The sequence below is a fragment of the Nocardioides sp. B-3 genome, assembly GCF_024703895.1.
GTDB lineage: Bacteria > Actinomycetota > Actinomycetes > Propionibacteriales > Nocardioidaceae > Nocardioides.
In genome coordinates, this window is sequence record NZ_CP087968.1 from 2,597,804 (window position 1) to 2,617,218 (window position 19,415).

A 19,415-nucleotide genomic window follows, 5' to 3' on the forward strand; every position below is an offset into this window, starting at 1 on the left:
CTACCCTCGGGGCATGAGCGAGCAGAATTCATCCTCCGGTCACCTCGTCGACGGCCCGGCTGATCCTGAGCACGACCCGCGGGCGTCCTACGCCCTCGAGCCTGACTACGTCGCCGGCCTGACCGCACGCGTCGTGACGTCGACGGGTGCCGTGACCCCGCTCGACTCTCCCCTCAACGGGCAGCCGCTCGCGGTGATCCCGCAGTCGAGTGCTGACGACGTCGCCGAGGCGTTCGTCCGGGCTCGCAAGGCCCGGGCCGCCCGGGCGAGGACCTCGCTCGAGGAGCGCGCCGCCGTGCTGCTGCGCTACCACGACCTCCTGCTCGAGCGGCAGGACGAGCTGCTCGACCCGGTCGGACTGGAGTCCGCCAAGTCGCGCAAGGACGCCTTCCTCGAGCTCGCACACCTCGCACTGACCGCGCGCTACTACGCGCGCACCGCGCACGAGCACCTCGACACCCGGCGCGTGCCGGGCATGTTCCCGACGCTGACCCGAGCCGAGATCAACCGCGTGCCCAAGGGCGTTGTCGGGATCATCTCGCCGTGGAACTACCCGCTCACGATGGCGGTCTGTGACGGCCTGCCGGCGATCATGGCGGGCAACGCCGTCGTCTCCAAGCCCGACGCCCAGACCATGCTGACCGCGCTGCTGGCCGTCCAGCTGCTCGAGGAGGCCGGCATGCCGCGCGACCTGTGGCAGGTCGTCGCCGGGCCGGGTCGCGAGCTCAGGGACGCCGATCATCCAGCGCGCCGACTACATCTGCTTCACCGGCTCCACCGCGACCGGCAGGCTGATCGCGGCACAGTGTGCCGAGCGGCTCATCGGCTGCTCGCTCGAGCTGGGCGGCAAGAACCCGATGCTGGTCCTGCGCGACGCCTCCGTCGAGAAGGCGGCCGAGGGCGCCGTGCGCGCCGTGTTCTCCAATGCCGGACAGCTCTGTGTCTCGATGGAGCGCCTCTACGTCGCCGACCGGGTCTACGACCGGTTCGTCGACCGATTCGTCGCCCGCACCCGGGCGATGAGCCCGGGCGCGAGCCTCGAGTGGACCGTGGACATGGGCTCGCTCATCTCCCGGGACCAGCTCGACACCGTCCGGGCACACGTCGACGACGCCGTCGCCAAGGGTGCGCGCGTGCTCGCCGGCGGCAAGGCGCGTCCCGACCTCGGCCCGTTCTACTTCGAGCCGACCATCCCGGAGGGCGTGACGCCCGACATGACGTGCTTCGGGCACGAGACCTTCAGGTCCCGTCGTGTCGCTCTACCGCTTCCACGACGAGGCCGACGCGGTCGCCCGCGCCAACGAGGGCAGCTACGGCCTCAACGCCGCGATCTACACCCGGGATGGCAACCGCGGCCGTGAGCTGGCCCGCCGGGTCAAGTGCGGCACGGTCAACATCAACGAGGCTTACGGCGCGACCTTCGGCTCGCTCGCGGCGCCGATGGGCGGCATGCGCGAGTCCGGGATGGGCCGCCGTCAGGGCGCGGAGGGCATCCACCGCTACACCGAGGCCCAGTCCGTCGCCACCCAGCGCGTCGTGCCGATCGCGCCGCTGTTCGGGATGTCGGAGAAGTCCAATGCGAAGGCTCTGACGATCGGCCTCAAGGTCCTCAAGAAGCTGGGCCGGGCGTGAGCACGGTGACCCACTACGACGTCCCGGTCATCGGCTCCAGGTTCGGCGGCTCGGTCACCGCGCTGCGGCTCACCGAGAAGGGCTACAAGGTCGGGGTGCTCGAGGCGGGCGCGCGCTTCACCGACGAGGACCTCCCGGAGAACGGTGGCGACGCGAAGCGATTCATCTTCCAGCCGCAGCTCGGGATGTACGGCATCCAGCGCATCGACATCGTCAACGACTGCTTCATCCCGGCCGGCGCCGGCGTGGGCGGCGGCTCCCCCGGTCTACGCCAACACGCTCTACGAGCCGCTCGAGCCGTTCTACACGGATCCTGCGTGGTCGCACATCACGGACTGGAAGTCCGAGCTGTCGCCCTACTACGACCGAGGCGAAGCGGATGCTCGGAGTGGTGGAATACGCCAAGACGACTCCGGCCGACGTGGCCATGAAGAAGGTCGCCGACGAGATGGGGGTCGGCGACACGTTCCACCCGACCCCGGTCGGTGTCTTCTTCGGCGGGCCCGGGCAGGCCGAGGGCGAGCAGGTCGCCGATCCCTACTTCGGTGGGGCCGGACCCGAGCGCAACACCTGCATCAACTGTGGCTCCTGCATGACCGGCTGCAAGCACAACGCCAAGAACACCTTGGTGAAGAACTACCTCTATCTCGCGGAGCGCAACGGCGCCGTGGTGCACCCGTTGACGACCGTCACCGACGTGCGCCCCCGTGCCGAGGGCGGCTACGAGGTGACGGCCCGCTGGACGAAGGCGAAGCTGTCGCGCAAGAGCGCCGTCAAGACGTTCACCGCAGACCACGTCGTCTTCTCCGCTGCGTCGCTCGGCACCCAGAAGCTCCTCCACCGGCTCAAGGCCGAGGGGTCACTGCCGGCCGTGTCCGACCGGCTCGGTGTCCTCACGCGCACCAACTCCGAGGCGATCTTGTGGTCCACCGCCAACGACGACGACGTCGACTGGTCGGAGGGCGTCGCCATCACCTCGTCCTTCCACCCCGACCCGCACACGCACATCGAGCCGGTCCGCTACGGCCCCGGTCGCAACGTGATGCCGCTGATGGCGACGGTGCTCGTGGACGAGGTCGAGGGCGAGAAGCGCTGGAAGACCCGGGGCAAGGAGCTGTGGAAGCAGAAGAACGGCCTCAAGGACCTCTACTCGCTCAACACTGGTCGCGGCGCACGGTCGTCGCGCTGGTCATGCAGACGCTGGACAACTCGATCACGACCGTGTGGCGCCAGCGCGGGCCGGTCGGCTACATGTCCTCCGAGCAGGGCCACGGCGCCCCCAACCCGACCTACATCCCCGCGGCCTACGACGCCGTACGCCGCCCGGCCCCGCGTGATGAAGGCCAAGCAGGCCTACGGAGCGCTCGGCGAGCCGCTCGGCATGCCGCTCACGGCGCACTTCATCGGCGGCTGCGCCATCGGTGACTCGCCCGAGACCGGCGTGATCGACCCCTACCAGCGGATGTTCGGGCACCCCGGCCTGCACGTGGTCGACGGATCGGCGATCTCGGCCAACCCGGGCGTCAACCCATCCCTGACGATCACCGCCCGGGCGGAGCGGGCGATGGCCTTCTGGCCCAACAAGGGCGAGCCCGACCCGAGGCCCGAGCTCGGGGCGACGTACCAGCAGATCGCGCCGGTCGAGCCCAAGAACCCGGTCGTGCCCGTCGACGCGCCGGCGGCCCTGCGGCTGCCGATCGTCGGAGTGAGCTGAAGTTTCTTTTCAACGGCGTAACCCGCTGTGGTGGGGGTCGTTTGCACGGGTGAGAGACCCGGCGTAAACGCTCCCTCCCAGTGGCCGGGTCTTTCTGTCCGGGCGCTGTCCAGCAGTGGCTCAGGGCAATCCAGGGCCTGACCATCCTCCCTCCCCGGTCAGGCCCCGGTGCTATTTCCGAATAGACTCCGCGGGTGACCGCGACTCCTGACCACGACCTCGTCCTCGTCGTCGACTTCGGTGCCCAGTACGCCCAGCTGATCGCCCGTCGGGTCCGCGAGGCGAGGGTCTACTCCGAGATCGTTCCGCACTCGCTGCCGGTCGCGGACATGCTGGCGCGCAAGCCCAAGGCGATCATCCTGTCCGGCGGCCCGTCCTCTGTGTACGCCGATGGCGCACCCGGCATCGACACCGCGATCTTCACGTCGGGGGTCCCGGTCTTCGGCATGTGCTACGGATTCCAGCTGATGGCCAAGGGTCTCGGCGGCGAGGTCGCGCACACGGGTGCGCGTGAGTACGGCCGCACGCCCGTCTCCGTCACCACGCCGGGCACGCTGCTGGCCGGCATCCCCCGAGCGCACAACGTGTGGATGTCGCACGGCGACTCGGTGGCCAGCGCCCCCGAGGGCTTCACCGTGCTCGCCTCCACCGACGTCACCCCGGTCGCGGCGTTCGAGGACGTCGCCCGTGGCCCGGCCGGCGTCCAGTGGCACCCCGAGGTGCTGCACTCCGAGCACGGCCAGCAGGTGCTCGAGCACTTCCTGCACGAGATCGCCGGCTGCCGCCAGACGTGGACCATGGTCAACATCGTCGAGGAGCAGGTCGAGCGCATCCGCGAGCAGATCGGCGAGAACGGCCGGGCGATCTGTGCCCTGTCCGGTGGTGTCGACTCGGCCGTCGCCGCCGCGATCGTGCAGCGCGCGATCGGCGATCGCCTGACCTGCGTCTACGTCGACCACGGGATGATGCGCAAGGGCGAGACCGAGCAGGTCAAGCGTGACTTCGAGGAGGTCTTCGACGCCCTCGACGTGGTCGACGCCGCCGACCAGTTCCTCGACGCGCTGGCCGGTGTCCATGACCCGGAGGAGAAGCGCAAGATCATCGGGCGCGAGTTCATCCGCACCTTCGAGGCCGCCGAGGTCCGCGTCTTCGGCGGGCTGGCGGGCGGCGACGCCACCGCCCGGGCTGGTCCAGGGGCACGCTCTACCCCGACGTCGTCGAGTCCGGCGGAGGTGCGGGCACCTCCACGATCAAGTCCCACCACAACGTTGGGGGCCTGCCCGATGACCTGCAGTTCGAGCTCGTCGAGCCCCTGCGCACGCTCTTCAAGGACGAGGTGCGCGCCGTCGGCGAGCAGCTCGGCCTGCCGTCCACGATGGTGTGGCGCCAGCCCTTCCCCGGCCCCGGCCCGGGGCATCCGGATCATCGGCGAGGTGACCCGCGAGCGGCTCGACCTGCTCCGCGAGGCCGACGCGATCGCCCGCGAAGAGCTCACCCGTGCCGGGCTCGACCGCGAGATCTGGCAGATGCCGGTCGTGCTCCCGGCGGACGTCCGCTCCGTCGGCGTACAAGGTGATGGTCGGACCTATGGCCACCCGGTGGTCCTGCGGCCCGTCACCTCCGAGGACGCGATGACCGCCGACTGGGCGCGGCTGCCCTACGACGTGATGGAGAAGATCTCCACGCGCATCACCAACGAGGTCGCCGACATCAACCGCGTCACCATCGACATCACCTCGAAGCCCCCGGGCACGATCGAGTGGGAGTGAGCCGGGCCACGACTCTCGCGCTACCGAACAGTCAGGGGCATCTGATTCGCCGGAACCCCGCGACTGGTCGGTAACTCCGGGAGTGGGGGCAGCGGATACCCGGGACTGGGCCCGCCTCGCGGACTAGGGTCTGGCCATGGGGATCGTGGTGGGGCCCAACCAGTACGGCAAGGCGGAGAACCGCGTCGTGCGGATCGTGCGCGACACGGCTCGCCACGAGATCCACGACCTGAACGTCTCGACGTCGCTGCGCAGTGACTTCGCGGCGGCACACACAGACGGCGACCAGTCGCAGGTGTTGCCGACGGACACCCAGAAGAACACCGCGTTCGCCTTCGCGAAGAAGCACGGCGTGACCTCGCCCGAGGACTACGCACTGGCGCTCGCGCGGCGGTTGGTCGAGGCGACCCCGGCAGCGACGGGTGCGCTGATCCACGTCGATGAGTTCGCCCGGGACCGGATCGTGGTCGACGGCGTCGGCCACGACCATTCGTTCGTACGCCGCGGGGGTGAGGTCCGCACGACGGAGATCTCGCTCGAGGGTGGTGCCGCCACGGTCGTCTCCGGGCTCAAGGACCTGACCGTGCTGAAGTCCACCGGGTCGGAGTTCAAGGGCTTCCTCAAGGACGAGTACACGACGCTCCCGGAGGCCGACGACCGGATCCTCGCGACCGCCCTCACGGCTCGTTGGCGCTACGCCGAGCGCGACTGGATCGAGTGGAATGCGGCGTACGACAGTGTGCGGGCGCTGCTGGCGACCTTCGCGACGACCTACAGCCGCGCCCTGCAGGAGACGCTCTATGCGATGGGCAAGGCAGTGCTGGAGGCGCACGCGGAGATCGCGGAGATCTCGTTCGCGGCCCCCAACAAGCACCACTTCCCGGTCGACCTGAGGCCCTTCGGGCTGGAGAACCCGGGTGAGGTGTTCATCGCCGCCGACCGGCCCTACGGCCTGATCGAGGCGACGGTGACCCGCGATGACTGAGCGGGATCGCTTGTTGACGTGCCTCGACGTGCCGCGCTGGGCCGACGAGGTGCTGGCTCGCGGGCCCTACGCCACGCGGGAAGCGATGGAGGCGGTGATGGTCGAGGCTGCCGCGTCGATGAGTGACGACGAGCTCAGAACAGGCGCTGGCCCGGCACCCGCGGATCGGCGAACGGGCGGACGCCGCGAAGCACGACGCCGCGTTCTCGCGGAGCGAGCAGGCGGGTGTCGATCGCACGGATGTCGACGTGGCGAGGAGGCTGGCGGAGGGCAACCGGGCCTACGAGCAGCGCTTCGGTCGGGTCTTCATCATCCGCGCCGCCGGCCGCGATGCCCCCGAGATCCCGGCTGAGCTGCGCCGCCGGCTCGACCACAGCGATGAAGCCGAACGCGCCGAGACCATCGAGCAGCTGACCCAGATCGCAGTCCTTCGCAACCGTGAGGCGTTGAGCCGATGACCACCCTGAGCACCCACGTCCTCGACACCAGCCTCGGCCGTCCCGCCGGGGGAGTGACGATCACGCTGTCGCGCGGGGACGAACCCCTCGCCGAGGCCGTCACCGACATCGACGGCCGGGTCGCCGACCTCGGCGGCGACCCGGCGCCCGGCACCTACAGCCTGCGCTTCGACTCCGACGACTACTTCGCCGAGCGTGGGATCGAGGGGTTCTACCCCGAGGTGGTGGTGACCTTCACGGTCTCGGGCGCGCGCCACGTGCACGTGCCGCTGCTGCTGAGCCCGTTCGGCTACTCGACGTACCGTGGCAGTTGAGGTCACCATGTCCGACCCGCAGATCATCGTCAACGGGCAGTCACGCCCGCTGGTCGGCGTGCCCGCGCACAGCAACACCCTCGACTTCCTGCGCGGCCTCGGCCTGACGGGCGCCAAGGAGGGCTGTGCCGAGGGTGAGTGCGGCGCGTGCGCGGTGCTGGTCTGTCGCCCCTCCGGCGAGGGGAGCCGGTGGACGCCCGTCAACTCCTGTCTCGTCCCGGCCTCCGCGCTCGACGGGCAGGAAGTGGTCACGGCCGAGGGCCTCGGCAGCCCCGAGCGCCTGCACCCCGTGCAGGCCGAGATGGCGCGCGCGGGCGGCTCGCAGTGCGGCTACTGCACGCCGGGCTTCGTGTGCTCGATGGCCGCGGAGTACTACCGGTCCGAGGGTGACTTCGACGTCGAGGCGATGAGCGGCAACCTGTGCCGCTGCACCGGCTACCGCCCGATCCGCGATGCCGCGCTGGCGCTGGGCAGTCCGCCCGACGGCGACCCGCTCGCGGAACGACAGCAGCGTCCGGCTCCGGGACCGGGCGCCAACCGCCCGGCCGACCTCGCCGCCGCGCTCGGCCTGCTGCGCGACCACCCCCGACGCCACGGTCGTCGCCGGGGCCACCGACTTCGGCGTCGAGGTCAACCTGCGGGGGCGGCGTTCGCCGTACACCGTGCACGTCGACCGCCTGCCCGAGCTCCGCACGCTGTCGACTGGTGACGTGATCGAGATCGGTGCCGGGCTGACGCTGAGCGAGGTCGAGGAGCAGCTCGGTGGGGCGGTGCCGCTGCTCGACCAGTGTGGCTGCTCTTCGCGTCGCCGCTGATCCGCAACGGCGCCACCATCGGCGGCAACCTCGGCACCGCGTCCCCCGATCGGCGACCTGCCACCGGCCCTGCTCGCGCTCGAGGCCAGCGTCGTGATCGCCTCGCTCGACGGCGAGCGCGAGGTCGCGCTGGCGGACTACTTCACGGGCTATCGCACGACAGCTCTGCAACCCGGCGAGCTCATCAGGTCCGTCCTCATCGCGCGACCGCTCGCCGGGCCTGACGGCCTTCCACAAGATTGCGAAGCGGCGGTACGACGACATCTCCAGCGTCGCCGTCGGGTTCGCGCTCGACATCGATGACGGGGTGGTGACGAAGGCCCGCATCGGGCTGGGAGGGGTGGCCGCGACCCCGATCCGCGCTTTCGCGACCGAGGCGGCGCTCGAGGGCCAGCCGTGGACCGAGCAGACCGTCGACGAGGTGGGCGAGGTGATGCGCGGCGAGGGCACGCCGATGGACGACCACCGGGCGAGCGCGGCCTACCGGGTCGGCGATGCTCGGCACCGCGCTGCGCAAGCTGTGGGCGGAGGCCTCGTCATGAGCGTCGGCGAAGCGCTTCCGCACGAGAGTGCGGCCCTGCACGTCACCGGGCACGCTCTCTACACCGACGACCCGGTGCACCGCACGAAGGACGTCCTGCACGCGCACCCCGTGTGCTCGCCGCACGCCCATGCGCGGGTGCTCCGTCTCGACGCCGGTCCGGCGCTCGACGTGCCGGGAGTGGTGAGGGTCCTCACCGCCGACGACGTCCCCGGCGTCAACGACTCGGGGACCAAGCACGACGAGCCGCTCTTCCCGGAGATCGTGATGTTCGTCGGGCACGCGGTCTGCTGGGTGCTCGGGGAGACGCTCGAGGCCGCTCGACTCGGTGCCGAGGCCGTCGAGGTCGACTACGAAGCCCTGCCCGCGATCGTCGCGCTGACCGAGGCGATCGAGGCCGAGAGCTTCCGGGGCAACCAGCCCGTCGTCGCGCGGGGGACGTCTCGCTCGGGTTCGACGGCGCCGCGCACGTCTTCGAGGGCGTCACCGAGATGGCCGGCCGGGAGCACTTCTACCTCGAGACCCACGCGTCCCCGGCCCCGGGTCGACGAGGGCGGCCGGGTGTTCGTCCAGTGCAGCACCCAGCACCCGACCGAGACCCGGGAGATCGTCGCGCACGTGCTCGGCGTGCACAGCCACCACGTGACCGTGCAGTGCCTGCGGATGGGCGGCGGCTTCGGCGGCAAGGAGATGCAGCCGCACGGCTTCGCCGCGATCGCCGCACTCGGCGCGATCCTGACCGGTCGGCCGGTCCGGCTCCGGCTCAGCCGCACCCACGACCTGACGATGACCGGCAAGCGGCACGGCTTCCACGCGTCGTGGAAGGTGGCCTTCTCCAGCACCGGCAGGCTCGAGGCCCTCGAGGCCACCCTCACCTCCGACGGCGGCTGGAGCCTCGACCTCAGCGAGCCCGTCCTCGCCCGCGCGCTCTGCCACGTCGACAACGCCTACTGGATCCCGCACGTCCGCCTGCTCGGCCGCGTCGCACGCACCAACAAGACCTCGCAGACCGCCTTCCGCGGCTTCGGCGGACCGCAGGGGATGCTGGTGATCGAGGACATCCTCGGTCGCTGCGCCCCGCTGCTCGGCATCGATCCGATCGCGCTGAGGAGCAGAAACTTCTACGTCGACGGGCAGGCAACGCCGTACGGACAGGTGGTCCGGCACCCCGAGCGCGTCGGCGTCGCGTGGGAGCAGGTGCTGGCGAGCGCCTCCATTTCCCAGCGCCGCGAGGAGATCAAGGCCTTCAACGCGGCGCACGCGCACACCAAGCGCGGGCTGGCGCTGACGCCGGTGAAGTTCGGCATCTCCTTCAACTTCACGTCCTTCAACCGGGCCGGCGCGCTCGTGCACGTCTACAAGGACGGGTCGGTGCTGATCAACCACGGCGGCACCGAGATGGGCCGGGGCCTGCACACCAAGATGCTTCAGGTCGCGGCCACCACGCTCGGCATCCCGATCGAGAAGGTGCGCGTCGCGCCCACTCGCACCGACAAGGTGCCCAACACGTCCGCGACCGCCGCGAGCTCCAGCGCCGACCTCAACGGCGGCGCCGTCAAGAACGCGTGCGAGCAGATCCGCACCCGTTTGACCGAGTACGCCGATGGGCGCGAGCTGCCTTGGGAGGAGCTCGTGCGGGAGGCCTACTTCGCCCGCGTGCAGCTGTGGGCAGCGGGCTTCTACCGCACCGAGGGCATCCACTGGGACCCGTCGGTGATGCAGGGGCACCCGTTCAAGTACTTCGCCTACGGCGTCGCCGCGGCCGAGGTCGAGATCGACGGGTTCACCGGCGCCTACCGCACCCGCCGCGTCGACATCGTGCACGACGTCGGCGACAGCCTGTCCCCGATCGTCGACCTCGGCCAGATCGAGGGCGGCTTCGTGCAGGGGCTGGGCTGGTTGACGCTGGAGGACCTGCGCTGGGACGAGTCCGACGGCCCCGGCCGCGGTCGGCTGACGACGCAGTCGGCGAGCACCTACAAGCTGCCGAGCTTCAGCGAGCTGCCCGACGAGCTCAACGTCGCGTTGCTCGAGCACGCGACCGAGGACGGCGTGGTCCACGGATCGAAGGCGGTCGGGGAGCCGCCGCTGATGCTGGCCCTCGCGGTGCGTGAGGCGCTGCGCGAGGCGGTCGGGGCGTTCGGGTCCTTCGGCACGAGCGTCGAGCTCGCCTCGCCGGCGACACCCGAGGCGGTCTTCTGGGCCATCGAGCGCGTGAGGACCTGACATGCACTGGATCCGGGCCGTCCAACGTCTTCGGCAGCGCCGCGAGGCCGGCGTGCTCATCACGGTCGCCGACGTGCGCGGGCACGCCCGCGCGACGCGGGCGCCAAGATGGTCGTCTCCTCGGACGCGACGTGGGGGAGCATCGGCGGCGGCAACCCGGAGGAGACGGCGGTGGTCCGTGCCCGGGCCCTCCTCTCCTCGCACGCGTCAGACCCGGAGCAGCTCACCCCGGGCCTCACCGACAAGACCCGCACCGAGCACGGTCGCCAGTGCTGCGGGGGAGAGGTGACCGTGCTGCTCGAGCCGCTGGCCGTCGTGCCCGCGGTCGCCATCTTCGGCGTCGGCCACGTCGGGCTCGAGCTGGCGCGGATCCCGGTGCGGCACGACCTCGACCTGCACCCGGTGGACTCGAGACGTGACCAGCTCGCGGGCGAACGGCTCGCGTGCCTCGACGACGGACAGGGCGCCGTACACGTGCATCACTCGCCGGTGCCCGAGGTGGTGCTCGGAGCAGTGCCCGCCGGGACGCACGTGCTGGTGATGACGCACGATCACGCCGAGGACTTCGCGATCTGCGACGCCGCGCTCAGGTGCGGCCACCTCGGAAGCGTCGGCCTGATCGGCTCGGCCGCCAAGTGGGCCCGCTTCCGGTCGGGCCTGCTCGTCGAGGGTCACGACCCGGGCGACGATCGGACGGATCCGCAGTCCCATCGGCGATCCGGCGCTCGTCGGCAAGGAGCCGGCCACGATCGCGGTCTCGGTGGCCGCCGACCTGCTGCGCGTTCGCCGCCGCCGAGCGGTCGCGCGTATGAAGACCGTCCTCTACCGCGCCCGCGCCTACGACACCCCCGACGACTCCGCCTTCCCGCTACGACGACGACCTCGGGCTGGCCGTCTCGGACGACGGATTGATCACGGCGCGGGGTCCTTCGCGTCAGTGCGCGCGGGCCATCCCGATGACACCGTGATCGACCTGCGCGCCGGCATCCTGCTGCCCGGGCTCGTCGACACGCACGTCCACTTCCCGCAGGTCCGGGTCATCGGCGCGCTAGGGATGCCGCTGCTCGAGTGGCTCGACCGGTGCGCGCTGCCGGAGGAGCAGCGCCTCGCATCGCCCGACTATGCAGCGACGATCGCGAGCGAGTTCGTGGCCAGCCTGATCGCGGCCGGCACCACGACCTCGCTGGTCTTCGGGTCGCACTTCGCACCCGCCGTCGACGCGCTCTTCACCGAGGCGGCCCGCTTCGGGCTGCGGTTGACCAGCGGGCTGGTCGTGAGCGACCGGATGCTTCCGGAGCCGCTGCTCACCACGCCGGAGGCGGCGTACGCGGACGCGGTGAAGCTCGCCTCTCGCTGGCACGGCACCGGCCGCGCCCGCTACGCCGTCACGCCGCGCTTCTCGCTCTCCGCGTCCGACCCCGTCCTCGCGGCGTGCGCCGCGGTCATGGCGGAGGTCGACGGCGCCTTCTTCACCTCGCACGTCAACGAGAACAAGGCCGAGGTGACCTCCGTCGCCGGGCAGTTCCCCGACCGATCCGACTACTGCAACACCTACGACCACCACGGGCTCCTCGGCGCCCGGTCGGTCCTCGCCCACAACGTGCACCCGCTGGCCTCCGAGCTGGAGGTGCTCGCCCATCGCCGTACGGCGATCGCGCACTGCCCCAGCAGCAACGCAGCGCTCGGCTCGGGACTCTTCCCGCTGCGCGAGCACCCGGCGGCCGGTGTGCCCGTGGCGCTCGGCTCCGACGTGGGAGCGGGAACCGGGTTCTCGCTGTTCAAGGAAGGGCTGCAGGCCTACTTCATGCAGCGCCTGCTGGGCGACGAGGGATTCGCGCTCACGCCCGCACACCTGCTGCACCTGAGCACACAGGCCGGGGCGTCCGCCCTCGGGCTCGGCGACGTCATCGGCACCTTCGACGTCGGCAAGGAGTTCGACGCGATCTGCCTGCGCCCGCCGGTCGGCACCGCGCTCGACATCGGGCTGCGGCACGCGGGCTCGCCGGACGAGGCGCTGGGCAAGGTGTTCGCGCTCGCCAGCGACGCCGACGTCGCGGACGTGTGGATCGGCGGCGTGCAGATCGCATCGGGCGGGTTCGTGCGGGCGCTCCGTCGTTGAGCACCGGTGAAGGTCCTCATCCTCGAGGATGAGGACGTTCACACCCAGAGGTGGAGGCGCACCATGCCCGGCCCTGCCACGGTGGCCGACATGACCGAAACCACCCACCGACGCGGGGCCCTCCCGCCCGGCCAACGAGAGATCAACTTCTTCCCACGCTTCGGCCGACGTAGCGATCAGCCGGCACCGACGGTCCGCGACAATCCGACAGTGGTCTTCGGCGGAGCGCTCACGGCGCCGATCGAGATGACCGTTGACGAGCTCGTCGGCGCTGACCGCCGCGAGCTCCATGCCGACTTCCATTGCGTCGCAGGCTGGTCAGTGACCGGCCTGCACTGGGAGGGCGTCTCCTTCGCCGACGTCTATCGGCGGGTCATCGCCGCCGCCGTCCTGCCGGGCGCCGTCGTGACCCACGTCAAGGTGCGCGGCCTCGATGGTGAGCACTTCGTGGCTGAGCTGTCGGACCTCATGGCCGACGACGTCCTGCTCGCAGATCGGCTCGATGGCGGGCCGCTCGACGGCGATCACGGCGCCCCGCTACGCCCGGGTCAACCCAGCGCAGTACGGGTACGCCAACATCAAGCATGTATGTCGCATCGACGTGCTCGCTGACCCGCCCTCCGCGGGCTCACCGGCGTTGCTCGACCGGGTGCTGCAGTCCCACCCGCGGGCACGGGTCTGGGAGGAGGAGCGCCACGGCACGGTGCCCGGTTGGCTGATCCGCCCGTTCTACCGGGTGATCAAGACATTCATGCTCAGAACCCGGCGTCGAGGATGACGCGGTAGGCCGGCAGCGTCAGGAAGTCGGGGTACTCCTCGGCGAGCGCCGACTCCGCGAACAGCCTGCGAGCCTCGGCGAGGTGCTCGCCGTCCCCCAGTGCGGCGTACTCCTCCTCCAGGGATCCGCTCGACCAGCTCGCGGGTGATCACCTCGCCGGTGTCGAGCGTGGCCGCGTTGTTGATCCACTGCCAGACCCGGGAGCGCGAGATCTCGGCGGTGGCGGCGTCCTCCATCAGGTTGTCGATGCCCGCGGCGCCGTTGCCGGAGAGCCACGACTGGAGGTAGAGGATGCCGATCCGGACGTTGCCGCGCAGACCCGCCTCGGTGCGCTCGCCGGGCGTCCGGTCGACGGCAAGCAGGTCGGCAGCGGACACGGCCACGTCCGGACGCAGTACGTCGAGCTGGTTGATCCGGTCCCCGAAGATCTCGGCACACAGCGGGACCGAGTCGGGGTGCGCGACCCGGGACCCGTCGAAGCCGGCCTCGACCTCGCGGGTCTTGTCCTCGCGCACCTTGGCGAAGGCGCGCTCGTTGGCCTCGGCGTCCCTGCGCGACGGGATGAAGGCGGCCATGCCGCCGATCGCGAAGGCGCCACGGCGGTGGCAGGTGCGCACCAGCAGGTCGCTGTAGGCCTTCATCATCGGCGCGTTCATCGTCACCGCTCCCCGGTCGGGGAGGTTGAAGGCCGGCCCGGCGTCGCGGAAGTTCTTGATGATGCTGAAGAGGTAGTCCCAGCGCCCGGCGTTGAGCCCGGCCATGTGCTCGCGCAGCTCGTAGAGGATCTCGTCCATCTCGAAGGCCGCGGTGATGGTCTCGATCAGCACGGTCGCGCGGATCGTGCCGGTCGGCACCTCCAGCGCCGCCTCGGCGTGCGTGAAGACGTCGTTCCACAGCCGCGCCTCGAGGTGCGACTCCATCTTCGGCAGGTAGAAGTAGGCGCCGCTGCCGCGCGAGAGCTGCTCCTTCGCGTTGTGGAAGAAGTAGAGCCCGAAGTCGAGCAGCGCCGCGACGACGGGCCTCCCGTCGGCGGTGACGTGCTCCTCGTCGAAGTGCCAGCCGCGTGGCCGCGGCACGATCACCGGGAGGTGGTCGGGGTCCTTCAACGCGTAGCCCTTGCCCTCCGGCGAGGTGAACTCGAGCTGCCGGCGCACGGCGTCGTGGAGCGTGACCCGGCCGCCGAGCACGTTGCGCCAGTGGGGAGTGTTGGCGTCCTCGAGGTCGGCGAGCCAGACCTTGGCGCCCGAGTTGAGGGCGTTGATCGCCATCTTCGGATCTGTCGGACCGGTGATCTCGACGCGCCGGTCGCTCAGGTCGGCCGGGATCGGGGGCGACGGTCCAGTCGGCTTCCCGGATCTCCGCGGTCTCGGGCAGGAAGTCGAGGCTGGCGATGTGCTTGCGGCGGACCGTGCGTGCCGCCGGGAGCTCGTCGCGCTGCTGGTGGAACCTCGCGTCGAGAGCGGCGACGAAGTCGAGCGCCTCGGGGGTGAGGATCTCCTCGGACCGGGCGACGGGTGGGGCGGTGACGTCCGGGATGGCCATGCTCGCCACCGTAGCCCCGCGATCAGTCGGTGAGGAGCTCCGTGCGCTCCGCTGCGAGGAGTACGGCGCCGACGAGCGAGGCACGCTCGCCGAGCTCGGAGGCCACCACGGGAGTGGAGGCGACGGCGTCGAGCGCGTGCCGGCGCAGCCCGATGCGGGCCGACTCCGAGCAGCAGCTCACCGGCGCGGGCCATCTCGCCGCCGACGACGACGAGGGCAGGGTTGAGGAGGTTGACGACGCTCGCCAGCGCCCAGCCGAGGTGGAGCCCGGCGTCCTCGAGCGCGCGCAGGGCCGAGACGTTGCCGTCGCGGGCGGCAGCGACGATGTCGTCGATGGTCGCGCCGGGCAGCTGGAGGCCCATCATCGACTGCAGGGCGACGGTCGAGGTGTAGGCCTCGAGGCAACCGCGGCTGCCGCACCGGCAGACCGGGCCGTTCTCGTCGAGCGTGAGGTGCCCGATCTCGCCGGCGGTGCCCCCGGCGCCGTGGAAGAGCTGGTCGTTGAGCACGATCCCGGCGCCGACACCGGAGGACACCTTCACGAAGAACGAGGTGTCGTGGCCGCGGGCCACGCCCCCGGCGATGCTCGGCCGGGGCCCCGAGGTTGGCGTCGTTCTCGGTGTGCACGATGGCACCGAGCGCGTCCTGCGCGGCGTCCCGGGCGTTGACGCCGACCCACCCGGGCAAGATGGCCGAGGTCCGCACCACCCCGTTGGTCATGGGTGCGGGCAGGCCGAGCCCCGTGGTGCGGACCATGGAGCGCGACAGCCCCTCCCGGGGCCGGGAGGGAGTCGAGGATGGTGTTGGCCTCGGCCAGCCCATCGGCGTACGCATGGCCCGAATCGATGCGACGACGCTCCTCGGCGATCAGGGTGCCGGTCAGCTCACCGAGCGCCACCGCGACGTGGCTGTGGCCGAAGTCGATCCCGGCCACGAGCCCTGCGCCACGCGCCAGCTCGACGGTGGTGCCGCGTCGGCCGCTGCCCGGCTCGGTGGCGACGAGGCCGGCGGCCGCGAGCTCGCGAACGATGTTGGAGACGGTGGCCGGCGCGAGCCCGGTCTGGCGGGCGATGTCGGCCCGGCTGACGGTGCCCCCGGCGCGCAGCACGTCGACCACGCGCTGCTGGTTGGCGGAGCGCAGAGACGCCGTCGAGCCGGGGGAGGACATGGTGGAACTGTGAGGGATGAGGAGGTTTGTCGTCAAGCACCCACCACAAAACCATTGCAATCGGCAAATGTAACGAGTTTGCATTCAAGTCTTGACGACAAACATGTGACTCAGCACACTAGGGACCACGTTCTCGTCCGGTTTGTCCTTCGACGAGCCCCGCACCCCCGGGAGACAACCCATGAACCGATCGTCCATCCGCATCGCCGCCGTCGGCGCTGCACTCCTCCTCGGTGCCGGCGGCCTCTCGGCCTGTGGCGCCAACGACGCCCAGTCCGGCGACGACTCCGGTGACGGCGCCAGCGACGGCAAGGTGATCGCGCTGCTGCTGCCCGAGTCCAAGACCACGCGCTACGAGGCGTTCGACAAGCCGCTCTTCGAGGCTGCGGTCTCCGACCTCTGCGATGACTGCACGGTCGTCTACTACAACGCCGACCAGGACGAGACGAAGCAGACCCAGCAGGTCGACACCGCGATCTCCGAGGGTGCCAATGTCGTCGTGCTCGACCCGGTCAACGGTGCCGGCGCGGGCGGCATGGTCCAGACCGCGCAGGACGCCGGCGCCAAGGTCATCGCCTATGACCGACTGATCACCGAGGCCGACTACTACATGTCCTTCGACAACGAGACGGTCGGCAAGCTGCAGGCCGAGGCGCTCGTCGAGGCGATGGGCGACAAGGGCAGCATCCTGATGCTCAACGGTGCGCCGAGCGACCCCAACGCCGCGCAGTTCAAGGCCGGTGCGCACAGCGTGCTCGACGCCTCGGGCGTCAAGATCCTCGAGGAGTACGACAACCCCGACTGGAGCCCGGAGAACGCGCAGTCGTTCGTCAACGACATGCTCAGCAAGTACGACGCCGACCAGATCAACGGCGTCTACGCCGCCAACGACGGCCGGAGCCGGCGGTGTCGTCGCGGCCCTCACCGGCGGCGGAGTCGCGGCCGACGCGCTGCCCCCGATCACGGGTCAGGACGCCGAGATCGCCGCGATCCAGCGGATCCTCGCCGGCGAGCAGGAGATGACGATCTACAAGCCGATCCCGATCGAGGCCGAGACGGCCGCCGAGGTCGCGGTCGCGCTCGCCAACGGTGACGAGGTCCCCGCGACCAGCGAGACCGGGATCGAGCAGAGTGACTACGAGGGCGTCACGTCCTACATCTTCACCCCCGATCGTCGTCACGCAGGACAATGTTGCCGACACGATCATCGCGGACGGCTTCTACACCGCTGCGGACATCTGCACCGGCGAGTACGCCAAGGCGTGCGAGGCGGCTGGCATCTCCTGATGACCACCGCACAGGCAGCACCGTCGCCGGCCGGGGACATCGTCTTGTCCCCGGCCGGCGTCACCAAGCGCTTCGGCGCCGTCCGAGGCCCTCTCGGACGTCCACATGGACGTCCGGGCGGGTGAGGTCGTCGCCCCGGTCGGCGACAACGGCGCCGGCAAGTCCACGTTGGTCAAGGTCATCTCGGGGGTCTACAGCCCCGACGAGGGCGACATCACCTTCGGCGGACGCAAGATCACCGTCGGTGGTCCCTCCGAGGCCCGGGCCCTCGGCATCGCGACTGTCTTCCGGGACCTCGCCCTGTGCGACAACCTCGACGTCGTCGCCAACCTCTTCCTCGGCCGGGAGAAGCACCGCGGCGGTCTCATCGACGAGGTGCACATGGAGAAGGAGGCGTGGCGCCTGCTCCGCACCCTGTCCGCGAAGATCCCGTCGGTGCGCATCCCGATCGCCTCGCTCTCCGGTGGTCAGCGCCAGACCGTCGCGATCGCTCGCTCCCCGGTCGGCAATCCCAAGATCGTCATGCTCGACGAGCCCACCGCCGCCCCGGGTGTCGCTCAGACGGCCGAGGTGCTCAACCTGATCGAGCGGCTGCGCGAGACCGGCCTCGGGCGTGATCCTGATCAGCCACAACATGGCCGACGTGCAGGCCGTGGCCGACCGCATCGTCGTGCTCCGCCCGGGCCTGCAACGCGGCCGAGTTCCGCGTCGAGGACGCCACCACCGAGGAGCTCGTCGCCGCCATCACGGGCGCCTCCGACAACGTCGTGTCCGCACGCGCCAACAGGGGTGAACAGCATGGCTGACCCGTCCGCATCCACCGTCGCCGCCGACCCGGCCGACGAACGGCTGATCCGCACCCGGGGCATCGCCGGCTACGCCCACCTCTTCTGGAACCGGCTGCGCTCCGGCGAGCTCGGCAGCCTGCCGGTCGTGATCGGCCCGGTCATCATCTGCGTCGGCTTCTACTCCGCCGAACCGCGCTTCCTGTCCTCGCGCAGCCTCGTCTCGATCAGCCAGTTCGCGGCCCCGATCGGCATCATCGCGCTCGGCATCGTGCTCGTGCTGCTGCTCGGCGAGATCGACCTCTCCGTCGGGTCTGTCAGCGGCTTCACCGCTGCGACGATGGCCGTGCTGCTCGTCGAGCACGGGCAGTCGATGCTCGTCGCGATCCTCGCCGCGATGGCGGTGGGAGTGGCGATCGGCGCGCTCTACGCCGTGCTCTACACACGCCCGGGCGTGCCGTCGTTCGTGTTCTCGTTGGCCGGGCTGCTCGGCTTCCAGGGCGCGCTGCTCTACGTCCTCGGCAAGAACGGCACCATCAACCTGCCGTCCGACTCGTTCTCGGTGCAGTTCACCCGGTTCGAGTTCCTCAGCCCGACCATGTCCTACGTCCCGGTCGTCCTCATCGGTCTCCTGTACGCCGGATCGCAGCTGCTCACGATCCGCCAGCGCACCGCCGCCGAGCTGAGCACGCCGCCGCTGGCACTGGTGCTGGTGAAGGCGGGGCTGCTCGTGGTCGGGCTGGCGTTGCTGACCTACTACGTCAACATCGACCGCGGCTGGTCCTACCTCTGGCTCTTCTTCGTGCTGCTCGTCGTCCTGATGGACCTCGCGCTCCGCCGTACGACACAGGGACGGCACGTCTTCGCGGTCGGTGGCAACGAGGAGGCCGCGCGACGCTCCGGCATCAAGGTGGGCCGCGTCTACTTCTCCGTGTTCGCACTGTGCTCGATGCTTGCCGCTGTCGGGGGCCTGCTCGCGGCCGGCCTGCAGACGAGCGTGTCCCGAGCCAGCGGCACGACCGACACCAACCTGACCGCCATCGCGGCGGCGGTGATCGGTGGCACCTCGCTGTTCGGCGGACGCGGTTCGGCCTACTCCACGATGCTCGGCATCATCGTGCTGCAGGCGATCCAGACCGGGCTCAACCCGGTCGGAGTCGACTCGTCGGTGCGCTTCATGGTCACCGGTGGCGTGCTGCTGCTCGCCGTGGCGATCGACTCCGTCTCGCGCAGGCTCCGCACGTCGAGTGGTCGGGGGTAGTGGCCGGGTGACACCATGTGC

16 protein-coding genes and 6 pseudogenes are annotated in these 19,415 nt (G+C 70.5%); 18 read left to right on the plus strand and 4 right to left on the minus strand.

The features are described 5' to 3' along the window. Positions 1-13: 13 nt before the first annotated feature. From LP418_RS31050 to LP418_RS17360, 15 genes and pseudogenes are all read left to right on the plus strand, one after another. Positions 14-673, plus strand: a pseudogene (locus LP418_RS31050) (aldehyde dehydrogenase family protein); the annotation flags it as partial. Positions 674-794: 121 nt separating this feature from the next. After that, on the plus strand, positions 795-1,361 hold the full coding sequence (locus tag LP418_RS31055) for an aldehyde dehydrogenase family protein (protein WP_336276092.1): 567 nt from the start codon (positions 795-797) through the stop codon (positions 1,359-1,361). Beyond that, positions 1,252-1,632 carry an aldehyde dehydrogenase family protein gene (locus tag LP418_RS31060; RefSeq protein WP_336275744.1) on the plus strand — a complete coding sequence of 127 codons (381 nt, stop codon included), beginning with the start codon at positions 1,252-1,254 and terminating at the stop codon, positions 1,630-1,632. Before LP418_RS31055 ends, LP418_RS31060 begins: the two co-directional genes overlap by 110 nt. Further along, positions 1,629-2,063, plus strand: coding sequence for a hypothetical protein (locus LP418_RS31065; RefSeq protein WP_336275745.1), 435 nt, complete (start codon positions 1,629-1,631; stop codon positions 2,061-2,063). The genes LP418_RS31060 and LP418_RS31065 overlap by 4 nt, the downstream gene beginning before the upstream one ends. Continuing rightward, positions 2,012-3,346, plus strand: a complete 1,335-nt coding sequence (locus LP418_RS17305; protein WP_336275746.1) for a GMC oxidoreductase — start codon at positions 2,012-2,014, stop codon at positions 3,344-3,346. The genes LP418_RS31065 and LP418_RS17305 overlap by 52 nt, the downstream gene beginning before the upstream one ends. A gap of 194 nt (positions 3,347-3,540) precedes the next feature. Then, positions 3,541-5,115, plus strand: a pseudogene (gene guaA, locus LP418_RS17310) (glutamine-hydrolyzing GMP synthase). Positions 5,116-5,251: 136 nt separating this feature from the next. Continuing rightward, positions 5,252-6,100, plus strand: coding sequence for a factor-independent urate hydroxylase (gene pucL / locus LP418_RS17315; RefSeq protein ID WP_257952999.1), 849 nt, complete (start codon positions 5,252-5,254; stop codon positions 6,098-6,100). A 122-nt stretch (positions 6,101-6,222) separates the two neighbouring features. Beyond that, complete coding sequence (locus LP418_RS17320) at positions 6,223-6,558, plus strand: 2-oxo-4-hydroxy-4-carboxy-5-ureidoimidazoline decarboxylase (protein WP_257953000.1); 336 nt, start codon at positions 6,223-6,225, stop codon at positions 6,556-6,558. After that, entirely contained in the window at positions 6,555-6,872 is a 318-nt protein-coding gene (gene uraH / locus LP418_RS17325; protein ID WP_257953001.1) for a hydroxyisourate hydrolase, read from the plus strand. The genes LP418_RS17320 and uraH overlap by 4 nt, the downstream gene beginning before the upstream one ends. A 7-nt stretch (positions 6,873-6,879) precedes the next feature. Then, positions 6,880-7,581 carry a 2Fe-2S iron-sulfur cluster-binding protein gene (locus LP418_RS31070; RefSeq protein WP_336275747.1) on the plus strand — a complete coding sequence of 234 codons (702 nt, stop codon included), beginning with the start codon at positions 6,880-6,882 and terminating at the stop codon, positions 7,579-7,581. Beyond that, positions 7,505-7,990, plus strand: a pseudogene (locus tag LP418_RS31075) (FAD binding domain-containing protein); the annotation flags it as partial. The gene LP418_RS31070 and the pseudogene LP418_RS31075, both read left to right, overlap by 77 nt. Then, on the plus strand, positions 7,950-10,454 hold the full coding sequence (locus tag LP418_RS17345) for a xanthine dehydrogenase molybdopterin binding subunit (RefSeq protein WP_257957076.1): 2,505 nt from the start codon (positions 7,950-7,952) through the stop codon (positions 10,452-10,454). The pseudogene LP418_RS31075 and the gene LP418_RS17345, both read left to right, overlap by 41 nt. A gap of 108 nt (positions 10,455-10,562) precedes the next feature. Beyond that, on the plus strand, positions 10,563-11,366 hold the full coding sequence (locus LP418_RS17350) for an XdhC family protein (RefSeq protein ID WP_257953004.1): 804 nt from the start codon (positions 10,563-10,565) through the stop codon (positions 11,364-11,366). After that, positions 11,263-12,573, plus strand: a complete 1,311-nt coding sequence (locus LP418_RS17355; protein ID WP_257953005.1) for a guanine deaminase — start codon at positions 11,263-11,265, stop codon at positions 12,571-12,573. Before LP418_RS17350 ends, LP418_RS17355 begins: the two co-directional genes overlap by 104 nt. A 90-nt stretch (positions 12,574-12,663) precedes the next feature. Then, entirely contained in the window at positions 12,664-13,185 is a 522-nt protein-coding gene (locus LP418_RS17360; RefSeq protein ID WP_257953006.1) for a molybdopterin-dependent oxidoreductase, read from the plus strand. Positions 13,186-13,302: 117 nt separating this feature from the next. On the opposite strand, the gene LP418_RS31080 is transcribed toward LP418_RS17360, so the two are convergent. From LP418_RS31080 to LP418_RS17370, 4 genes and pseudogenes are all read right to left on the minus strand, one after another. Further along, a complete protein-coding gene (locus LP418_RS31080) occupies positions 13,303-14,619 on the minus strand; it encodes a malate synthase (RefSeq protein ID WP_336276093.1) in 1,317 nt (438 codons plus the stop codon). A gap of 148 nt (positions 14,620-14,767) precedes the next feature. Beyond that, a pseudogene (locus tag LP418_RS31085) lies at positions 14,768-14,893 on the minus strand (hypothetical protein); the annotation flags it as partial. A 230-nt stretch (positions 14,894-15,123) separates the two neighbouring features. Beyond that, positions 15,124-15,528 (minus strand): annotated as a pseudogene (locus LP418_RS31090) (ROK family protein); the annotation flags it as partial. Further along, positions 15,432-16,061 (minus strand): MarR family winged helix-turn-helix transcriptional regulator, encoded by a 630-nt coding sequence (locus LP418_RS17370; RefSeq protein WP_257953008.1) that lies wholly within the window; start codon positions 16,059-16,061, stop codon positions 15,432-15,434. The pseudogene LP418_RS31090 and the gene LP418_RS17370, both read right to left, overlap by 97 nt. A 181-nt stretch (positions 16,062-16,242) precedes the next feature. Between LP418_RS17370 and LP418_RS17375 the strand changes: the two are divergent. The 3 genes and pseudogenes from LP418_RS17375 to LP418_RS17385 form a co-directional block, all read left to right on the plus strand. Next, positions 16,243-16,887 (plus strand): annotated as a pseudogene (locus LP418_RS17375) (substrate-binding domain-containing protein); the annotation flags it as partial. Then, positions 16,802-17,473 carry a substrate-binding domain-containing protein gene (locus LP418_RS17380; protein WP_257953009.1) on the plus strand — a complete coding sequence of 224 codons (672 nt, stop codon included), beginning with the start codon at positions 16,802-16,804 and terminating at the stop codon, positions 17,471-17,473. The pseudogene LP418_RS17375 and the gene LP418_RS17380, both read left to right, overlap by 86 nt. Further along, the gene (locus tag LP418_RS17385; RefSeq protein WP_257953010.1) at positions 17,454-19,394 is read left to right on the plus strand and encodes an ABC transporter permease subunit; all 1,941 of its coding nucleotides are present in this window, start codon (positions 17,454-17,456) and stop codon (positions 19,392-19,394) included. The genes LP418_RS17380 and LP418_RS17385 overlap by 20 nt, the downstream gene beginning before the upstream one ends. The last annotated feature ends 21 nt before the right edge of the window (positions 19,395-19,415 follow it).